This is a genomic window from Mycobacterium sp. 1245801.1, from assembly GCF_001673055.1.
GTDB lineage: Bacteria > Actinomycetota > Actinomycetes > Mycobacteriales > Mycobacteriaceae > Mycobacterium > Mycobacterium europaeum_A.
The window spans coordinates 19,858-36,769 of record NZ_LZKY01000189.1; the positions used below are offsets into that span (position 1 = coordinate 19,858).

Annotated in this window: 14 protein-coding genes and 1 pseudogene; 6 read left to right on the plus strand and 9 right to left on the minus strand. The window is 66.8% G+C overall.

Going from position 1 to position 16,912, the window contains the following annotated elements:
- Nucleotides 1-3 precede the first annotated feature (3 nt).
- The 4 genes from A5622_RS11945 to A5622_RS11960 form a co-directional block, all read right to left on the minus strand.
- Nucleotides 4-1,077 carry a poly-gamma-glutamate hydrolase family protein gene (locus A5622_RS11945; protein WP_066866748.1) on the minus strand — a complete coding sequence of 358 codons (1,074 nt, stop codon included), beginning with the start codon at nucleotides 1,075-1,077 and terminating at the stop codon, nucleotides 4-6.
- A complete protein-coding gene (locus A5622_RS11950) occupies nucleotides 1,078-2,319 on the minus strand; it encodes an Nramp family divalent metal transporter (protein WP_197508000.1) in 1,242 nt (413 codons plus the stop codon).
- A gap of 84 nt (nucleotides 2,320-2,403) precedes the next feature.
- Complete coding sequence (locus tag A5622_RS11955; protein WP_066878696.1) at nucleotides 2,404-3,480, minus strand: diacylglycerol kinase; 1,077 nt, start codon at nucleotides 3,478-3,480, stop codon at nucleotides 2,404-2,406.
- A 25-nt stretch (nucleotides 3,481-3,505) separates the two neighbouring features.
- Nucleotides 3,506-4,297 (minus strand): SDR family oxidoreductase, encoded by a 792-nt coding sequence (locus A5622_RS11960; RefSeq protein WP_066878698.1) that lies wholly within the window; start codon nucleotides 4,295-4,297, stop codon nucleotides 3,506-3,508.
- Nucleotides 4,298-4,434: 137 nt separating this feature from the next.
- On the opposite strand from A5622_RS11960, the pseudogene A5622_RS11965 reads away from it, so the two are divergent.
- From A5622_RS11965 to pstA, 4 genes and pseudogenes are all read left to right on the plus strand, one after another.
- A pseudogene (locus A5622_RS11965) lies at nucleotides 4,435-4,704 on the plus strand (phosphate ABC transporter substrate-binding protein PstS); the annotation flags it as partial.
- A 244-nt stretch (nucleotides 4,705-4,948) separates the two neighbouring features.
- The gene (pstS, locus tag A5622_RS11970; RefSeq protein WP_066866738.1) at nucleotides 4,949-6,061 is read left to right on the plus strand and encodes a phosphate ABC transporter substrate-binding protein PstS; all 1,113 of its coding nucleotides are present in this window, start codon (nucleotides 4,949-4,951) and stop codon (nucleotides 6,059-6,061) included.
- A gap of 30 nt (nucleotides 6,062-6,091) precedes the next feature.
- On the plus strand, nucleotides 6,092-7,066 hold the full coding sequence (gene pstC, locus A5622_RS11975; RefSeq protein WP_156748919.1) for a phosphate ABC transporter permease subunit PstC: 975 nt from the start codon (nucleotides 6,092-6,094) through the stop codon (nucleotides 7,064-7,066).
- A gap of 49 nt (nucleotides 7,067-7,115) precedes the next feature.
- Entirely contained in the window at nucleotides 7,116-8,018 is a 903-nt protein-coding gene (gene pstA, locus A5622_RS11980; protein WP_066866841.1) for a phosphate ABC transporter permease PstA, read from the plus strand.
- 6 nt (nucleotides 8,019-8,024) lie between these two features.
- Here pstA and A5622_RS11985 read toward each other — a convergent pair whose 3' ends face one another.
- The 5 genes from A5622_RS11985 to A5622_RS12005 all read right to left on the minus strand — a co-directional run bounded on the left by A5622_RS11985 (nucleotide 8,025) and on the right by A5622_RS12005 (nucleotide 13,756).
- On the minus strand, nucleotides 8,025-8,927 hold the full coding sequence (locus tag A5622_RS11985) for a Ku protein (RefSeq protein WP_066878702.1): 903 nt from the start codon (nucleotides 8,925-8,927) through the stop codon (nucleotides 8,025-8,027).
- Between the two features lie 96 nt (nucleotides 8,928-9,023).
- A complete protein-coding gene (locus tag A5622_RS11990; protein WP_066878704.1) occupies nucleotides 9,024-9,932 on the minus strand; it encodes a carbohydrate kinase in 909 nt (302 codons plus the stop codon).
- Complete coding sequence (locus A5622_RS11995; RefSeq protein WP_082994575.1) at nucleotides 9,929-11,341, minus strand: mannitol dehydrogenase family protein; 1,413 nt, start codon at nucleotides 11,339-11,341, stop codon at nucleotides 9,929-9,931. Before A5622_RS11995 ends, A5622_RS11990 begins: the two co-directional genes overlap by 4 nt.
- Nucleotides 11,342-11,375: 34 nt before the next feature.
- The gene (locus A5622_RS12000) at nucleotides 11,376-12,233 is read right to left on the minus strand and encodes an HAD family phosphatase (protein WP_066878706.1); all 858 of its coding nucleotides are present in this window, start codon (nucleotides 12,231-12,233) and stop codon (nucleotides 11,376-11,378) included.
- The gene (locus tag A5622_RS12005) at nucleotides 12,230-13,756 is read right to left on the minus strand and encodes a mannitol dehydrogenase family protein (protein WP_066878708.1); all 1,527 of its coding nucleotides are present in this window, start codon (nucleotides 13,754-13,756) and stop codon (nucleotides 12,230-12,232) included. The genes A5622_RS12000 and A5622_RS12005 overlap by 4 nt, the downstream gene beginning before the upstream one ends.
- A 129-nt stretch (nucleotides 13,757-13,885) precedes the next feature.
- Between A5622_RS12005 and A5622_RS12010 the strand changes: the two genes are divergently transcribed.
- Nucleotides 13,886-16,153 carry an ATP-dependent DNA ligase gene (locus tag A5622_RS12010; RefSeq protein WP_066878710.1) on the plus strand — a complete coding sequence of 756 codons (2,268 nt, stop codon included), beginning with the start codon at nucleotides 13,886-13,888 and terminating at the stop codon, nucleotides 16,151-16,153.
- The coding region (locus A5622_RS12015; RefSeq protein WP_156752933.1) for a fumarylacetoacetate hydrolase family protein at nucleotides 16,150-16,912 on the plus strand (763 nt) is incomplete at its 3' end. The genes A5622_RS12010 and A5622_RS12015, both read left to right, overlap by 4 nt.

Sequence of the window (16,912 nt, forward strand, 5' to 3'; positions counted from 1 at the left end):
CGTTCAACGATGCGATATCGACCAACTGCGGGCGGCGTCGGCCAACCCCTGGATCAGGGCGCTGGTGACCGACGACAAACCGTCGTCACCCGGCAGCGGGCTGCGCGGGCTGATCCCGCGGACCCGCGCCGAGAGCTCCAGCTGGGTTCCACCGGCACGCACCCGGTTCACCGGGTTGCGCGGATGCAGGCCACGCAGTTCCGGTGGGATCTCGTCGAGGTCGGTGATCAACTGGTAGCCGGCCAGCCGGACGTGCCGGGCCAGGTGGGCGGCCAGCGCCCGGTTGCGGCCCCCCGCCAGTAGCTGGGTGCTGCGGCCGTCGCGGCCGTACCCGTGCAGTGACACCGCGACGTCGACATGGTCGAGGAACTCGGCGAGCCGCGGTGATTCGGCCGGGTCGAACAGCGCCGACGCCAGGTGGTGCGGGTAGCGATCGGGATGGCGCACCACATACACCGACGCACCGGCCGTCTCGGCGGCGCGTTCGGCGATCACGTCCGTCATCTCTTCCAGCCCACCGCCGTGGATCGCCAAAAAGCCGAAACGCGAACGCAATTGGCTGCTCTCCGTCACCCCGGGCTCGCTCAGTAACGCCGAAAACGATTGCGGCCCAGCCCCGGACGTCGACGATTTCGGGCGGGGCCAGCCGGCCGGATCCCAGCGGCGCAAGAAGTCGACCCAGCGTTGCGGCAACCCGTGCTGGGTGGCGCCGTCGATGATCTTGGGTAGGTAGCCCGGCCGCGGTGGGCCCGGCGTCACCCGGTGGTCGATGTACACCCAGGCCGGCGCCGGTCCGTCGTCGGTGTGCACGGTCATTTCGTCGCGCCGGTAGCGCACCGGCACACCCTCGGCGCTGTCCAACGTCGCCAAGTCACCGTCGGAGATCTGCCAGACCACCCCGTAAACCTGGTTACCGGCGAGCGGTTCGACGGTGGCCACGCCGCGCTGGTTGATCAGCCAGTCGTGGTCGGCCAGCACCGCCGGCCGCGGATCCGCGGCGTCGGGGCAGCGCTGCGCCATCTGACGGACGCATAGGTTCGACCCGTATGCGAAGTAAAGGTGCCGGCGGGCCGGCATTCAGCCGGTCACCGTCAGCCAGATGAGCACCACGTTAAGCAGACTAATCAATACGCCGACGGCCCAGCCGAGAATGGTGGTGATGCGGTGATTGACGTCGCCGCCCATCAGGCCGCGATCGCTGGTCAGCTTGATCAAAGGCAGCACGGCAAAAGGTATTCCGAACGACAAGACCACCTGGGACAACACCAGCGCGCGGGTGGGATCGAACCCCACCGCCAGGATCACCAGGGCGGGCACCAGGGTGATCAACCGGCGCAGCACCATGGGGACCGAGCGGTGCAGCAACCCCTGCATGATCATGGCGCCGGCGTAGGCGCCCACCGACGACGACGCCAGACCCGATGCCAGCAGCCCAATCGCGAACAGCACCGCGATGGTCGCGCCCAGCGTGTTGTGGATCGCGGAGTAGGCACCCTCGATGGAGGCGCTCACGTCGCGGCGCTGCAGGTTGATCGCGGCGATGATCAGCATCACGGCGTTCACCGTGCCGGCGACCGTCATCGCCAGCACCACATCCCAGCGGGTGACGCGCAGCAGCAGGCGCCGGTGTGACCCCTCGTCGGGGTGGCCGTGCCGGTCCAGGACCAGGCCCGAATGCATGTAGACCGCGTGCGGCATGACGGTGGCGCCCAGGATGGCGGCCGCCAACAGCACGCTTTCGGTGCCGCGGAACCGGGGCACCAGGCCGCCGAGCATCTCCTCAGGAGGGGCGGTCTTGACAAAGTAGCTTGCCGCGAACCCGACCGCGATCACCAGCAGCAGGCCGGTGATGACGCGCTCGAAGATGATCTGTCCGCGTCGATCCTGAATCCCCAACAGCAGCAAGGCGACCAGGCCGGTGATCACGCCGCCCACCAGCAGCGGCAGGTTGAACAGAATGTGCAAGGCGATGGCCCCGCCGACGACCTCGGCCGCATCGGTGGCAATGGCCACGAGTTCGGCCTGAGCCCAGTAGACGAGCCGAGCCGGGCGGCCCATCCGCTTGCCGATCGTGGCGGGCAGGGAGCGCCCGGTGACCAGCCCCAGCTTCGCCGACAGGTACTGCACCAGGCCCGCCAGCACGTTGGCCGCCACGATCACCCACAACAGCAGGTAGCCGTACTGCGAGCCGGCGCTGACGTTGGCCGCGACGTTTCCGGGGTCGACGTAGGCGATCGCGGCGACGAACGCGGGCCCGAGCAAGTACCAGTTGCCCTTGAGCGAGCCCTGGGTGCGCTGCCCCAACGTGCCGACCTCGATTCACTTCACCGAATAAGAAAGTGAGGGTAGTCGAACATCTGGGCGCGGCCCGCAGCGGCTAGGGCGTTTCCCGCCCGTCGCCCGTCACTGCGGCAGGTAGAGCCCCTTGCCGGTGACCAGCGGCAGGTCCAGGGTGGTCACGATGCCCGGTTCGGCGGCGACCACCGCGGGGATTGCGTTGACGACGCGCATCGCGGTCGCCACCAGGCCGGCGTGGTTGTGGTCGCCCTTGCGGCTGCTCAGACAGACATCCATGGCGTAGGACGGCTCGCCGGTGATCTCGATGCGGTAGGAGCCGCCCTCTTGGGCCGGCTGCGGCCAGTCGGGACACAGGTCCTCGCGCAGCCGGGTGACGTGTTCGAGGACGACGACGGGGTGGCCGTCGACCTTGCCGAACACCTCGAAGCGCAGCGCCGCGGCGGTGCCCTTGGCGATATGGCCCGAGGCGATGTCGAAGTCCTCGGGGGCCGGGATGCGCACGTAGTCCTGGGTGACCTCGTCGAGCGCAACGCCCAGGCCCGCCGCGATCTGACGGATCACCGATCCCCACGCCAGGCTGAGCACGCCGGGCTGCAGCAGCATCGGGATGTCGTCCAGCGGCTTGCCGAACCCCATGACGTCGAACATGACCGCGGCGCTGTCATAGGTGGCGTAGTCGACGATCTCCATGCACCGGATCTGCTGGATGCTCTGGCAGGTGCCGGCCAGCGCCAGCGGTAACAGGTCGTTGGCGAAGCCGGGATCGATACCGTTGACATAGAGGCTCGAATTACCTTGTTGCGCAGCCTCTTCCAGGGGCTTGATGAGCTCCTCGGGAATCACCTGCCACGGGTACTGCAAGAACACCGGGCCACTGCCGACGATGTTGATGCCGGCCGCCAGGACGCGCCGGTAGTCCTCGAGCGCCTCGGGCAGCCGGTTGTCGGCCAGCGCGTTGTACACGGCGCACTGCGGCCCGGTGGCCAGTACGGCATCCAGGTCGGTGCTCGCCAGCACGCCGGTCGAGTCGGTAAGTCCCGCAAGTTCTGCCGCGTCCTTGCCGGCCTTGGCTTCGGACGAGACCCAGACGCCTTTGAGGTCGAACTCCGGATTGGTGATGAGCGCCCGCAGCGCGTGGATACCGACGTTGCCGGTGCCCAATTGGACGACGGGGATGGGCATGACGTGCTCCTCAAGTGGTCAGGGGTCACAGATCCGGGACGGGGATGTCGAGGTTGGGGAAGGTGAGGCCGCCGTCGACCTCGAGCGTCTTGCCGGTGAGGAAGCTGCCCGCGGGCGAGGCCAAATAGACTGCGGCAGCGGCGATGTCGACGGGGTCACCGAGGCGGCGCATCGGTGTGGCCTTCTCCATCGGTGCCCGCAGTTCGTCGTTGGAGGCAACCACGTCCAGCGCGGAGGTCAGGATCGAACCCGGGGCGATCGCGTTGACCCGAATCCGCGGGCACAAATCCAGGGCGGTCAACCGGGTGTAGTGCGACAGCGCGGCCTTGGCGGTGCCGTAGGCGGCGAAACCACGCCCGGCCAGCCGGCCCATGGTCGAGGTGATGTTGATGATGCTGCCGCCGTCGGAGTGCTCCAGCATCAACGGCACCGCCGCCAGCGTCAGCGCGTGGGCCGTGGCGACATTGAAGGTGAAGGCGTCCTTGAGATCCTTCGTCGAGGTGGTCAACAGCGTGTTGGGCATGGTCCCGCCGACGTTGTTGACGACGATGTCTAGTTTTCCGAAGGCCTCGACGGCCTGGCCGGCGAGCTCCGCGGTGGACTCCGGGTGCGCCAGGTCGGCGGCCACCACGTGGGCCCGCCGCCCGACGCCGCGGACCTGCTCGGCGACGGCTTCTAGTTGTGATTCCGTGCGCGAGGCGATGAGAACATCCGCGCCCGCCTCGGCGAAGGCCAGCGCGATGGCCGCGCCGAGGCCACGGCCTGCACCGGTGATGACGGCGACTTTGTCGTCGAGACGGAACCTGTCAAGGATCATGGCGGCCTCTCTTCGTTTCGGTGTCAGCCGACACGGTAGCAAGCCGCGCCGTCTCGGAACGGGCATTTCTGGAACAGGTTCTACTTTTTGCATATCGGCCGGTCGACGCCACCCGAAGACGAAGTCTGCCCGCACCCGGCCCCACCCTCACCGGCCGGGGCAACGACTTGGTCGTGGACACCTTCTCGTTCTATAGGCCGACCCGGGCGGGGTCCTACCCGATCGTGTTGGTCAGCTGCGAGATCGTGTGTTCGAAGTACCCCGACCCCCAGGTGGGTGCGGCGGTGAAGGCGTTTCTGCAGAGCACCATCGGGAGCGGGCAGAACGGCTTGGCGGACAACGGCTACATCCCGGTACCGGCGTCGTTCAAGTCCCGGCTGTCGGCTGCCATCGACGCCATCACGTGATTCGCCGAACGGGCCCTCGCCGGATGGGCCATTTTCTTTGCTGCCCCGCGCTTTCCAGGTGACACCGCGTTCGGCCCCCGCCCACGTCGACGCGGGTCGCCGACGCGTTCAGCGGCGATCGCCGAACAGTTTGCTCATAGTTAACCTTGTTACTGTTAGCTTCGTGGCTGCGAGACGGGCCGGTCGGGGCGCAGCGTTACCGACCGGCGGCGATGCTGTTTCATCCCTACCGTAAGGAAGCGAATTGAAACTCAACCGATTTGGCGCCGTGCTCAGTGTCGTCAGCGCCGCAGCGCTGGCGCTGTCCGGATGCGGAAGCGACAACAACGGGACCGGCGCGAGTGCTACCAGCGGATCCGCATCGGGCAAGGTGAGCTGCGGCGGGGCGAAGACCCTCAAGGCCAGCGGTTCGACGGCCCAGGCCAATGCGATGACCCGCTTCGTCAACGCGTTCGAGCAGGCCTGCCCCGGCCAGACGCTGAACTACACCGCCAACGGTTCGGGTGCGGGAATCAGCGAATTTAACGGTAAGCAAACGGATTTCGGCGGTTCGGATTCGCCCCTGGCGCCGAAGGAATACGCCGCGGCGCAACAACGATGCGGTTCGCCGGCGCTGAATCTGCCGGTGGTATTCGGTCCGATCGCCATCACCTACAACGTCACCGGCGTCAATTCGCTGAGCCTGGATGGCGCCACGGCCGCGAAGATCTTCAACGGCGCGATCACGACGTGGAATGACCCCGCGATCCAGGCGCTCAATCCCGGCGTCACGCTGCCCGCCGAACCGATCCACGTCGTGTTCCGCAACGACGAATCCGGCACCACGGACAACTTCCAGAAGTACCTCGATGCCGCCGCCAACGGCGCGTGGGGCAAGGGTGCTGGAAAGACGTTCAAGGGCGGGGTCGGCGAGGGGGCCAAGGGCAACGACGGCACCTCGGCGGCGATCAAGGCCACCGAAGGATCCATCACCTACAACGAGTGGTCGTTTGCCCAGGCGCAGAAACTGAACATGGCCAAGATCGTCACCTCGGCCGGCCCGGACGCGGTGTCGATCAGCGCCGACTCGGTGGGCAAGACGATTGCCGGCGCCAAAATCGCCGGCCAGGGTAACGACCTCGTGCTCGACACGCTCTCGTTCTACAAGCCGACCCAGGCCGGTTCCTACCCAATCGTGTTGGCGACCTACGAGATCGTCTGCTCGAAGTATCCCGACGCCCAGATCGGTACCGCGGTCAAGGCGTTCCTGCAGAGCACCATCGGCGCCGGGCAGAATGGCCTGGCCGACAACGGCTACATCCCGATCCCCGACGCGTTCAAAGCGAGGTTGTCTGCTTCCATCAACGCGATCACATAACCTGAGGTGGTCGTGACACGAGGAACAGCAATCAGCCCGTCGACCACGGAGAAGCCGGCACTCACAGCGCTGAGTGAACACGTGGGACGGCGTGCCGATCGACTGTTCAAGCTGATCGCCGCCGCCGCCGGTTCGACGATCGTGGTCGCGATCCTGCTGATCGCGGTGTTCCTGTTGCTGCGTGCCGTCCCGTCGCTGCGCGTGAACCACGCAAACTTCTTCACCAGCGCCAAATTCAGCACCAGTGACCCGCACAACCTTGCGTTCGGTATCCGCGACCTGCTGATGGTCACGGTGCTCAGTTCAGTCAGCGCGCTGGTGCTGGCCGTCCCCGTCGCGGTCGGCATCGCCGTGTTCCTCACCCAGTACGCGCCGAAGCGGCTGGCGCGTCCGTTCGGCGCGGTGGTGGATCTGCTCGCCGCTGTGCCGTCGATCATCTTCGGGCTGTGGGGGATTTTCGTGCTGGCACCCCAGATCGAGCCGGTGGCGGCGTATCTCAATCGCCACCTCGGCTGGTTTTTCCTGTTCAAGCAGGGCAACGTCTCGTTGGCCGGCGGTGGGACCATCTTCACCGCCGCGGTGGTGCTCTCGGTGATGATCCTGCCGATCGTCACCTCCGTCTCGCGTGAGGTGTTTCGGCAGACCCCGCACATCCAGATGGAAGCGGCCCAGGCGCTGGGCGCCACCAAATGGGAAGTGGTGCGAATGACCGTGCTGCCGTTCGGCCGCAGCGGTGTGATCGCGGCCTCGATGCTCGGGTTGGGGCGTGCGCTGGGCGAAACCGTGGCGGTACTGATCATCCTGCGGTCGGCCGCCCGCCCGGGTAACTGGTCGCTGTTCGACGGCGGCTACACGTTCGCCTCGAAGATCGCCTCGGCGGCCGCCGAGTTCAGCGAGCCGTTGCCCACCGGGGCGTATATCTCGGCGGGGTTCGCGCTGTTCGTCTTGACGTTCGTCGTCAACGCGCTCGCGCGGGCGATCGCCGGCGGCAAGGTCAACGGATGACCCGCGCCGGCGACGATGCAGAGCGAAGCGATGAGGAGGAGTGGCGCTCGTGACGGCTGAAGCGCTCGACCGGCCGGTCAAGGTCGAGGTGTTCAGGCCGCTGAGCTTTCGGCGCCGGATCACCAACAACGCCGCGACCATCTTCTTCCTCGGCTCGTTCTGCGTCGCGCTGGTGCCGCTGATCTGGGTGCTTTGGATCGTCATCGAACGCGGCTGGTACGCCGTGACGCGGTCCGGGTGGTGGACGCATTCGCTGCACGGCGTGCTGCCGGAACAGTTCTCCGGCGGCGTGTACCACGCGCTGTACGGCACGCTGGTGCAGGCCGGGGTGGCCGCGGCCCTGGCCGTACCGCTGGGACTGATGACCGCGGTGTTTCTGGTCGAATACGGATCCGGGCGCCTGGTGCGGCTGACGACATTCATGGTCGACGTGCTCGCCGGGGTGCCCTCGATCGTGGCGGCGCTGTTCATCTTCAGCCTCTGGATCGCCACGCTGGGCTTCCAGCAGAGTTCGTTCGCTGTGTCGCTGGCGCTGGTCTTGCTGATGTTGCCGGTGGTGGTGCGCTCCGCCGAGGAGATGCTGCGGCTGGTGCCCGACGACCTGCGTGAAGCCAGCTACGCGCTCGGTGTGTCCAAATGGAAGACCATCGTGCGGATCGTCTTCCCGATCGCGATGCCCGGCATCGTGTCCGGCATCCTGCTGTCCATCGCGCGGGTGATCGGCGAAACGGCGCCGGTGCTGGTGCTGGTCGGCTACAGCCGGTCGATCAACCTCGACATCTTCCACGGCAACATGGCTTCGCTGCCGCTGCTGATCTACACCGAGCTCACCAACCCCGAACACGCGGGCTTCCTGCGGATCTGGGGTGCGGCGCTGACGCTGATCATCATGGTCGCCGCCATCAACATCGTCGCCGCGCTGACCCGTTTCCTCGCCACGCGCAAACGCTGAGTGGGCTTACTTCGACGACGCTTTTGAGGCCGTCTTCTTGGCGGGAGCCTTCTTGGCGGCCGTCTTCTTCGCCGGGGCCTTTTTCGCCGCGGCCTTCTTCGCGGGTGCCTTGCCGTTACCGGAGCGCGCCTTGACGCTGGCTTCGAGCTTGGCGAGCAGGTCGGAGACGTCCTCGGTCTCGTCCAGCTCCTTCGGCTTCTCCTCGGTGGTAAACGCCTCTCCGCCTTCGAGTTTGGCTTGGACCAGCTCGTGCAGCTGTTCCTGGTAGTCGTCGTGGTAGCGGTCGGGGTTGAACTCCTCGGCCATCGAATCCACCACCTGCCCGGCCATTTTGAGCTCGGCGGGTTTGACCTCGACCTTCTTGTCCAGGATCGGAAAGTCCGGATCGCGAATCTCGTCGGGCCACAACAACGTGTGGATCACCATCACGTCGCGTTTGCCGAAGTCCTTGACGCGCAAAGCCGCCAGCCGGGTCTTGTTGCGCAGGGTGAAATGCACGATCGCCATCCGATCCGTCTCGGCCAGCGTCTTGGCCAGCAGCACATAGGATTTCGACGACTTCGAGTCGGGCTCCAGGAAATAGCTGCGGTCGAACAACATCGGGTCCACGTCGCTGGCCGGCACGAACTCCAGCACCTCGATCTCGCGGCTGCGCTCCTCGGGGAGGGTGGCGATGTCGTCGTCGGTGATGATGACCGTGCGGCCGTCGTCGGATTCGTAGGCGCGGGCGATGTCACGGTATTCGACGACCTCGCCGTCCACCTCGCAAATGCGCTGGTATCGGATGCGGCCGTTGTCCTTGGCGTGCACCTGGTGAAACTTGATGTCGTGATCCTGGGTGGCGCTGTACACCTTGACCGGGACATTCACCAGCCCGAACGCGATGGAACCCTTCCAGATGGAGCGCATGCAGATCAGTATGCCCGGCGGGCCTGCGGCAAAACAGCACGACGAGGCTACGACCTTGGTCGTTGGACCGGGCCCGCGCACCGACGGGAGGCGCCCCTAGCGACCCGAAGCGGCATCCAGCGCAGCCCGGTCCGGCAGGTCAGCTCCCGCGCGGGCGACGGTCAGCGCCGCACACAGGCTCGCCGTCTCGAGTGCCGCGGTCAGCGCGTCCACATCGATTTCGCGCAACGCGGGGCGCCGGTCACCGCCCAACGATTCCGATTCCCACAGCGCGTCGAGCAGGCCGGCCATGAAGGAGTCGCCGGCCCCGACGGTGTCGACCACGCGGACCGCGCGGGTCGGCACCCGGGCCACCCCGGCCGCGCAGAAAGCCACCGCGCCGCGGTCGGCCATCGTCACAGCCACGATCGCGGGCCCCAACCGCAGCCACGTCTGCGCGATCTGCTCGGGCGGCTGCGTGGGGTCGATCCAGCGCAGGTCTTCCTCGCTGACTTTCACGATGTCGCTGCGTTCGACCAGATGCTCGATGCGCGCGACGGCCGGCTCCCGGTCGGCGATCAGCGACGGCCGCACGTTGGGATCGAAGGTGACGGTGGCCGAGACGCGATAGGTATCGATCAGCGCCGCCACCGCCAGGCAGCCCGGATCCTGCACGGCGGCTATCGATCCGGTGTGCACGAAAAGCGGCGGCGCGACCGGCGGGGTTCCGGAGAGCCGCCAGTCCAGATCGAAAACATAGTCGGCCGAGCCGTCTTCGGCGATCGTTGAACGCGCGGTCGCGGTGCGCCGCGCCGTTGTGCTATCCGAAAGCAGTTGCACGCCCGCGGATTCGACGTAGTCCGCGATGCGCCTGCCGTACGCGTCGTCGGCGATGGAGGTCAGGAAGTCGACCTCGCGGCCCAGCCGGCCGAGCCCGACGGCGACGTTGAGCGGGCTACCGCCGACATGCTCGTCGGCCCCGACGATGTCGATCAGCGACTCGCCGATGACCAGGCCACGGGTCATCGCACCAAGGCCTCCAGCGTCGCGCGGGCGCCCTTGTGGTGCAGCGAGTCCAACGCCCAGGTGTAGGCCTGGACGAAGCGCGGCTGGTGGGCCAAATCGCCGAACACGGCCGCGATTTCGATGAACGCCGTGGGATTCTCGTACTGCGAGCGCGCGATCGGGATCAGCGAATCCGCAAGCTGATCCACCACCTCGTACGGTTTACCCCATTCGTCGGTGCCTTCGGCGTAGCGGGCCCAGCTCGCCACCACCGCGGCCGTCACCTGAACCGGGCCGTCGCTGGCCAGGTTGTCGCAGATCACCGGGATCAACCATTTCGGAATGCGATCCGACGAATAGGCACACAACCGCGACACCGTGTCGCGCACGCCGGGGTTGGAGAACCGCTCGACCAGCGTGCGGGTGTAGTCGTGCAGGTCGATCCCGGGCACCGGCGGCAAGGTCGGGATGGCCTCGGATTCAAAGTAAGCAAGCAGGAATTCGGCGAACAACGGATCGCTCGCGGCCTCGTGGACGAAAGTGAAGCCGCACAGATGGGCGAAGTAGGCCAGACACTGATGGCCCGCGTTGAGCAGTCGCAGCTTCATCAGCTCGTACGGGGCGACATCGTCGACCAGCAGCACGCCCGCCTTTTCCAGCGGCGGCCTGCCGTCGGCGAAATCGTCCTCGAGTACCCAGGCGGTGAACGGCTCGGCCACCACCGGCCACCGGTCATTGATGCCGAAATCGCGCCGCACCTCGGCGGCCATCTGCAGGGTCGTCGCCGGGGTGATCCGGTCGACCATCGAACTCGGGAACCGGGCGCGTCCATCGATCCACTGCGCCAGTGCGGGGTCCCGGCTTTCGGCGTTCGCCAGCACGGCCCGCCGGGCGATCTCACCGTTGTTCTCGATGTTGTCGCACGACACGATCGTCGGCGCGGGAAGCCCACGCCGACGACGCCGGTCCAGGGCCTCGACGATCAACGCGAAGGCGGGCCCGTCCGGGTCCCGATACCCGCCCTCGGTGATGGTCAGCGAAATGATCCGGGTGGCCGGTGCCGCAAGCGCTTCCACCGCCGGCTCCGGATCGTCGGGGGCGTAGTGGTAGTCGATGATCGAGCCGATCACGTGGGCGTCCCGGCTGCCGTCGGGCTTTTCCAGGATCAGCGTATAGAGCCCGTCCTGATCGTCGAGCACATCGCGCATCGTCCAGTCGGCGGGCATCACCCCGACCCCGCAGATGCCCCACTCGCGCGCCAGGCCCTGCTGCAGCAGCAGATTGAGGTACGCGGCCTGATGCGCGCGGTGGAAATGACCCGCGCCGATATGCGCGATGCCGACGGTCACGCTGCCGCGGTCATAGGTCGGCGCCTCGATCGGCAGCGTGGCGAGCGTCGCATTGTTCAGATTGATTCCGCCAGCCTCCATTGGCCAACTCCTCCCCGGGTCAGTGCCCGGATCGTCACCCGGCTACCGAACCTCCACCCGGTGCGGCCGACAACAGTAGGGCATCGGCGATAGCGTGCCACGAATCTGTTATCGCGACTGCACCGGCCTCGATCAATTCCTCACGGCGACAATCCCGTTCGTCGGGCGGCACGAACATCAGGTTGCCGATGGTGGCGTAGCCGGCCGCGACCGCCGACGTCACGCCCGCCACCGAGTCCTCGATGGCCAGCCCTTGTTCGGCCGCCACGCCCAGCACCTGGCCGCAATGCAGGTACACCGCGGGATCGGGTTTGCTTGTCGGCACCGGAAGAGAATCCTCCGCACTGAACGTCACCGCCTCCGATAGCAGCGCGTCCAGACCGGTGGCGGCGAAACAGGCACGCAACCGCTTGGTGGCGCTGGAGCTCACGGCCGCCAGCGCGTAGCGCGTTGCGAGTTCTCGCAACGGCTCCAGCACCTGCGGATCGGGGGTCAGCGTGGCGGCCAGATGAGCGGTGACCCGTTCGCGCTCCTCGCCCACCCACTGCTCGAGTTCGTCGGCGGACAACGCGTTGTCGCCCGCGAGGTCGTCGGCGTTGGCGATCACCGCCGCGGGACGGCCCCGGGCCAGGGACTGCTCGAGCGGCACGCCGCACTGCACCGCCAGGTCGAGGGCCGTGGTGCGGAAGTTTTTCCCGACGGCTCGCTTGCGCAACTCCTCGGAGCTGAGCGGGGCGGTCACGCCGAACCTGGCCAGGAAACGATTGGTCACCTCGGTCGAGGCGTCGAAAGCCGGCCGTTCCGAACCGAACAGGTTGTCGTCGGCGTCGCACAGCAACGTGGTGATCGGCGCCGGGTCGAACGCGCGCACGAAGGTCAACCCGCCGGTCATCGCGACACCAACTCCCGCTCGTCATTACGCATCGCGTCCCGCAGCGTGGGCACCACACCGCGCACGTCGATATCGGCGATCATCGCGCCCAGGCGCTGGGAGAAGCCGGGAACCGCGCGCACCTCGGCGAACATCTCATGCCCCAGGAGCGGATCCGGGTTACTGCGTGCCATGTTGGCCAACCTAGCGACCGGAATCGCCTGCGAGTCTTCCAGGCGCAGCTTGCGCCCGTTGAGGTCGTGGCCGCGCATGTAGCGCGCCCATCCGGCGACGGCCAACATCAGCAGCGTGTGCGGCCTGCCCTGGGCGATGGCCTCCTGCAGCGAGGGCAGCACGAACGTCGCGATCTTGTTCGTTCCGCGCCGCGCCAGCCGCGAAAGCTGGTCACTCATCCGGGGGTTGCTGAGCCGATCGAGCAAGGTGCCCCGGTACTCGGGGGTGTTCATGCCGGGAACCGGGGGCAGCAGCGGCTGAATCTCGTCGCGCAGGAGCTGTTCGACGTAGTCGAAGATGATGCGGTCCCGCATCGCCTCGTCGGTGCGCTGGTAGCCGGCCAGGGTGGCCAGGCAGGCAAGCGCGATGTGGGTTCCGTTGAGAAGACGGGTTTTGATCAGCTTGTGGTCGCTGACGTCGGCGACGAACTCGGCGCCGACCTCGTCGAGCGGTGGTCGCCCGTTGCTGAACGAATCCTCGATCACCCACTGGCGATGCGGCTCGGTCACCACCGGCCATTTGTCGGCGACGCCGAACGTCTGCTCGACGAATTTGCGCTCGGACTTGGTGGTTTGCGGGGTGATGCGGTCGACCATGGTCGACGGGAACGCGACGTGCGTGTCGATCCAGCGGGCGAGCCCGGGGTCCTTCAACGCGGCGAACGACACCAGCGCGGTTCTCGCGGGCTGGGTGTCGCCGGGAACGTTGTCGCAGCACAGCACCGTGAAGGGGGCGATGCCGGCGCGGCGGCGCCGATCCAGGGCTTCGGCCAGGTATCCCCATGTGGTGGCGAAACCGTCGGAGGAGACGAGGTCGGCGCGCACGTCGGGGTGGTCGGCGTCGAACTCGTCGGTGACCGGGTTGAGGAAGTATCCGTTGTCGGTGATGGTCAGGCTGACGATGCGGGTTTGGGGGTCTGCCAGGGCGGCACGCACGGCCGCGCCGTCGTTCGGTGCGTAATGCACGGAGCCGATCGAGCCGACCACGCGGGCGGTCTGGCGGTCGTGGCCGCGCTGCACGACGGTGTACAGCCCGTCCTGGGCCGACAGCAGGTGTTTGACGTCGGGGGAATGCAGGCTGACGCTGGTCACCCCCCAACGCCCAGAGATACCCGAGCGGGCCAAGTCGTCGAAGTAGACGGCCTGATGTGCGCGGTGGAAATTGCCCGCGCCGATGTGGACGACTCCTCGGCCGAGGGCCGACCGGTCGTAGGTGGGGATGTCGACGCGTTGTGAATGCAGTCGCAGCGTCGCATCGCTGAGTGGGACGCCGCTGTTTCGACGCCAAGGGGAGGGGACTACGTCAAACATTGTGTGTCTGTGCCCCGGGTCGATCGGCAATCTAACCCCTTCGTTAGTCATGTCACAAAAAAAGTCGACTGTGACACGATTAGTGGAGGTCAAAACGGTTAACACGCGCGAAACGCGTAGGTTGACAACATGGCACCGCGGGTGAAACTGACCAACGCCGACAAGGTGCTGTACCCCGCCACCGGCACCACCAAGGGCGAAATCTTCGACTACTACACGCAAATCGCCGAGGTGATGATCCCGCACGTCGCCGGCCGTCCGGCCACGCGCAAGCGGTGGCCCAACGGCGTCGACGAAGAGTCCTTCTTCGAAAAGCAATTGGCCGCATCGGCGCCCGACTGGCTGCCGCGCGCCAGCGTGACCCATCGATCCGGAACGACGACATATCCGATCATCGACAGCCCCACCGGTCTGGCCTGGATCGCCCAACAGGCCGCGCTGGAGGTCCACGTGCCCCAGTGGCGCTTCGTCGCCGAGTGGACCCGTAGCCGGGCCGAGGAATTGAAACCCGGACCGGCGACCCGTCTGGTGTTCGACCTGGACCCCGGTGAAGGCGTCACGATGGCTCAGCTGGCCGAGGTGGCGCACGCCGTCCGTGAACTGATCACCGGGATCGGGCTGACCACCTATCCGCTCACCAGCGGAAGCAAGGGCCTGCACCTGTACACGCCGCTCGCCGAGCCGGTGAGCAGCAAGGGCGCGACGGTGTTGGCCAAACGTGTTGCGCAACAACTGGAAAAGACGATGCCCAAGCTGGTGACGTCGACCATGACCAAGAGCCTGCGCGCCGGAAAGATCTTCCTGGACTGGAGCCAGAACAACGGCTCCAAGACGACCATCGCGCCCTACTCGCTGCGCGGACGCGAACAGCCCACCGTCGCGGCACCGCGCACATGGGCCGAACTCGACGACCCGTCGCTGCGCCAACTTCGCTATGACGAGGTGCTGGAGCGGGTGGCCCGCGACGGCGACCTGCTTGCAGAGCTGGACGAGGATGCGCCCGTTCCGGATCGGTTGACGAAATACCGCAGCATGCGCGACGCTTCGAAAACTCCCGAGCCGGTACCGGTGGCGAAACCCGCTGTCGGACAAGGCAACAGCTTCGTCATCCAGGAACACCACGCCCGCCGGCTGCACTACGACTTCCGGCTGGAACGAGACGGCGTGCTGGTGTCCTGGGCGGTGCCGAAGAACCTGCCCGAGACCACGTCGGTGAACCACCTCGCGGTCCACACCGAGGATCATCCGTTGGAATACGGCGGTTTCGAAGGCATCATTCCCAAGGGCGAGTACGGCGCGGGCAAGGTGATCATCTGGGACTCCGGAACTTACGAGGCCGAGAAGTTCAACGACTCCGCCGAAAAAGGGGAGGTGATCGTCAATCTGCACGGCAGCAAGATCTCCGGACGCTACGCGCTGATCCAAACCAACGGCGATCAGTGGCTGGCGCACCGGATGAAGGACCAGAACGTTTTCGAGTTCGACACGATCGCCCCCATGCTGGCCACCCACGGCTCGGTGACGGCACTCAAGGCGAGCCAGTGGGCATTCGAAGGCAAGTGGGACGGCTACCGGCTGTTGATCGAGGCCGACCACGGCGCGCTGCGGGTACGGTCGCGCCGCGGCCGCGAGGTCACCCGGGAATATCCCGAATTACAGTCGCTGGCAACCGATCTCGCCGCGCACCATGTGGTCCTCGATGGCGAAGCGGTGGTGTTGGACGGCTCGGGTGTGCCCAACTTCCACGAGATGCAGAACCGCGGCCGCGGCTCCCGCGTCGAATTCTGGGCGTTCGACGTGCTCTACCTCGACGGCCGCTCGCTGCTGCGGGCCCGCTACTCGGACCGGCGCAAGGTGCTGGAAATGCTGGCCGCGGGCAGCGCTCTCATCGTTCCCGAACTGCTGCCCGGAGACGGCGCGCAGGCGCTGGAGCATTCGGGCGAGCGCGGCTGGGAGGGCGTGATCGCCAAGCGGCGCGACGCCACCTATCAGCCCGGGCGGCGCTCGTCGTCGTGGATCAAGGACAAGCACTGGAACACCCAGGAAGTCGTGATCGGCGGCTGGAAGGCCGGGGAGGGCGGACGCAGCAGCGGCATCGGCTCACTGCTGATGGGCATCCCCACCGCCGACGGCCTGCACTTCGCGGGGCGGGTCGGCACCGGGTTCACCGAACGCGACCTGGCCAACCTGAAGAAGACGCTGGCTCCGCTGCACACCGATGAATCCCCATTCCACCCACCGCTGCCCCGCAGCGAAGCCCGGGGCGTGACCTACGTGGAGCCGGTCCTGGTGGGTGAAGTGCGCTATAGCGAGTGGACCCCGGATAACCGGTTGCGCCAATCGAGTTGGCGGGGGCTGCGCCCGGACAAGGAAGCAAGTGAGGTGGTACGCGAGTGAAATGGGTTACCTACCAAAGCGATGACGGCGAGCGCGTCGGGGTCCTGTCCGGCGACACCATCTACGCGCTGCCGCCGGGGGTGACGCTGCTCGAGCTGATCGCGCGCGGCTCGGACGGATTGCGGCGGGCGGGGGACGAAGCGCAGCGCACCCCGTCGGCGACCGTCCCGCTCGCCGACGCGCGACTGCTGGCACCGATTCCGCGCCCGCCGTCGATCCGCGATTCCCTGTGTTTTTTGGACCACATGCGCAACTGCCAAGCCGCACTGGGTGCCGGGCGGGTGCTCGCCGACACCTGGTACCGCATTCCCGCGTTCTACTTCGCCTGCCCGACAACGGTATTGGGCCCGTACGACGACGCCCCGACGGCACCCGGAAGCGCTTGGCAGGACTTCGAATTGGAGATTGCCGCGGTGATCGGGACCGGCGGAAAGGATCTCACCGTCGAGCAGGCCGAACAGGCCATCATCGGCTACACCATCTTCAACGACTGGTCCGCGCGCGATCTGCAGCAGATGGAAAGCCAGCTGGGGATCGGTCAGGGCAAGGGCAAGGACAGCGGGGTGACGCTGGGCCCCTACCTGGTCACCCCCGACGAGCTCGAGCCGTATCGCGACTCCGCGTCTCCCGGCAAGCTGGACCTGCGCGTCACCGCCCTGGTCAACGACGCGGTCATCGGTACCGGATCGACGGCCCAGATGGACTGGACCTTCGGCGAGGTCATCTCCTACGCCTCGCGGGGCGTCACGCTGAATCCCG

Bases quoted from the DNA above. Each gene is read 5' to 3' on its own strand.
- A5622_RS11945 (WP_066866748.1), bottom strand. From the start codon at position 1,077: ATGCCGGCCCGCCGGCACCTTTACTTCGCATACGGGTCGAACCTATGC.
- A5622_RS11985 (WP_066878702.1), bottom strand. From the start codon at position 8,927: ATGCGCTCCATCTGGAAGGGTTCCATCGCGTTCGGGCTGGTGAATGTC.
- A5622_RS12000 (WP_066878706.1), bottom strand. From the start codon at position 12,233: ATGACCGGCGGGTTGACCTTCGTGCGCGCGTTCGACCCGGCGCCGATC.
- A5622_RS12010 (WP_066878710.1), top strand. From the start codon at position 13,886: ATGGCACCGCGGGTGAAACTGACCAACGCCGACAAGGTGCTGTACCCC.
- A5622_RS11960 (WP_066878698.1), bottom strand. From the start codon at position 4,297: ATGATCCTTGACAGGTTCCGTCTCGACGACAAAGTCGCCGTCATCACC.
- A5622_RS12005 (WP_066878708.1), bottom strand. From the start codon at position 13,756: ATGTTTGACGTAGTCCCCTCCCCTTGGCGTCGAAACAGCGGCGTCCCA.
- A5622_RS11955 (WP_066878696.1), bottom strand. From the start codon at position 3,480: ATGCCCATCCCCGTCGTCCAATTGGGCACCGGCAACGTCGGTATCCAC.
- A5622_RS11995 (WP_082994575.1), bottom strand. From the start codon at position 11,341: ATGGAGGCTGGCGGAATCAATCTGAACAATGCGACGCTCGCCACGCTG.
- A5622_RS11990 (WP_066878704.1), bottom strand. From the start codon at position 9,932: ATGACCCGTGGCCTGGTCATCGGCGAGTCGCTGATCGACATCGTCGGG.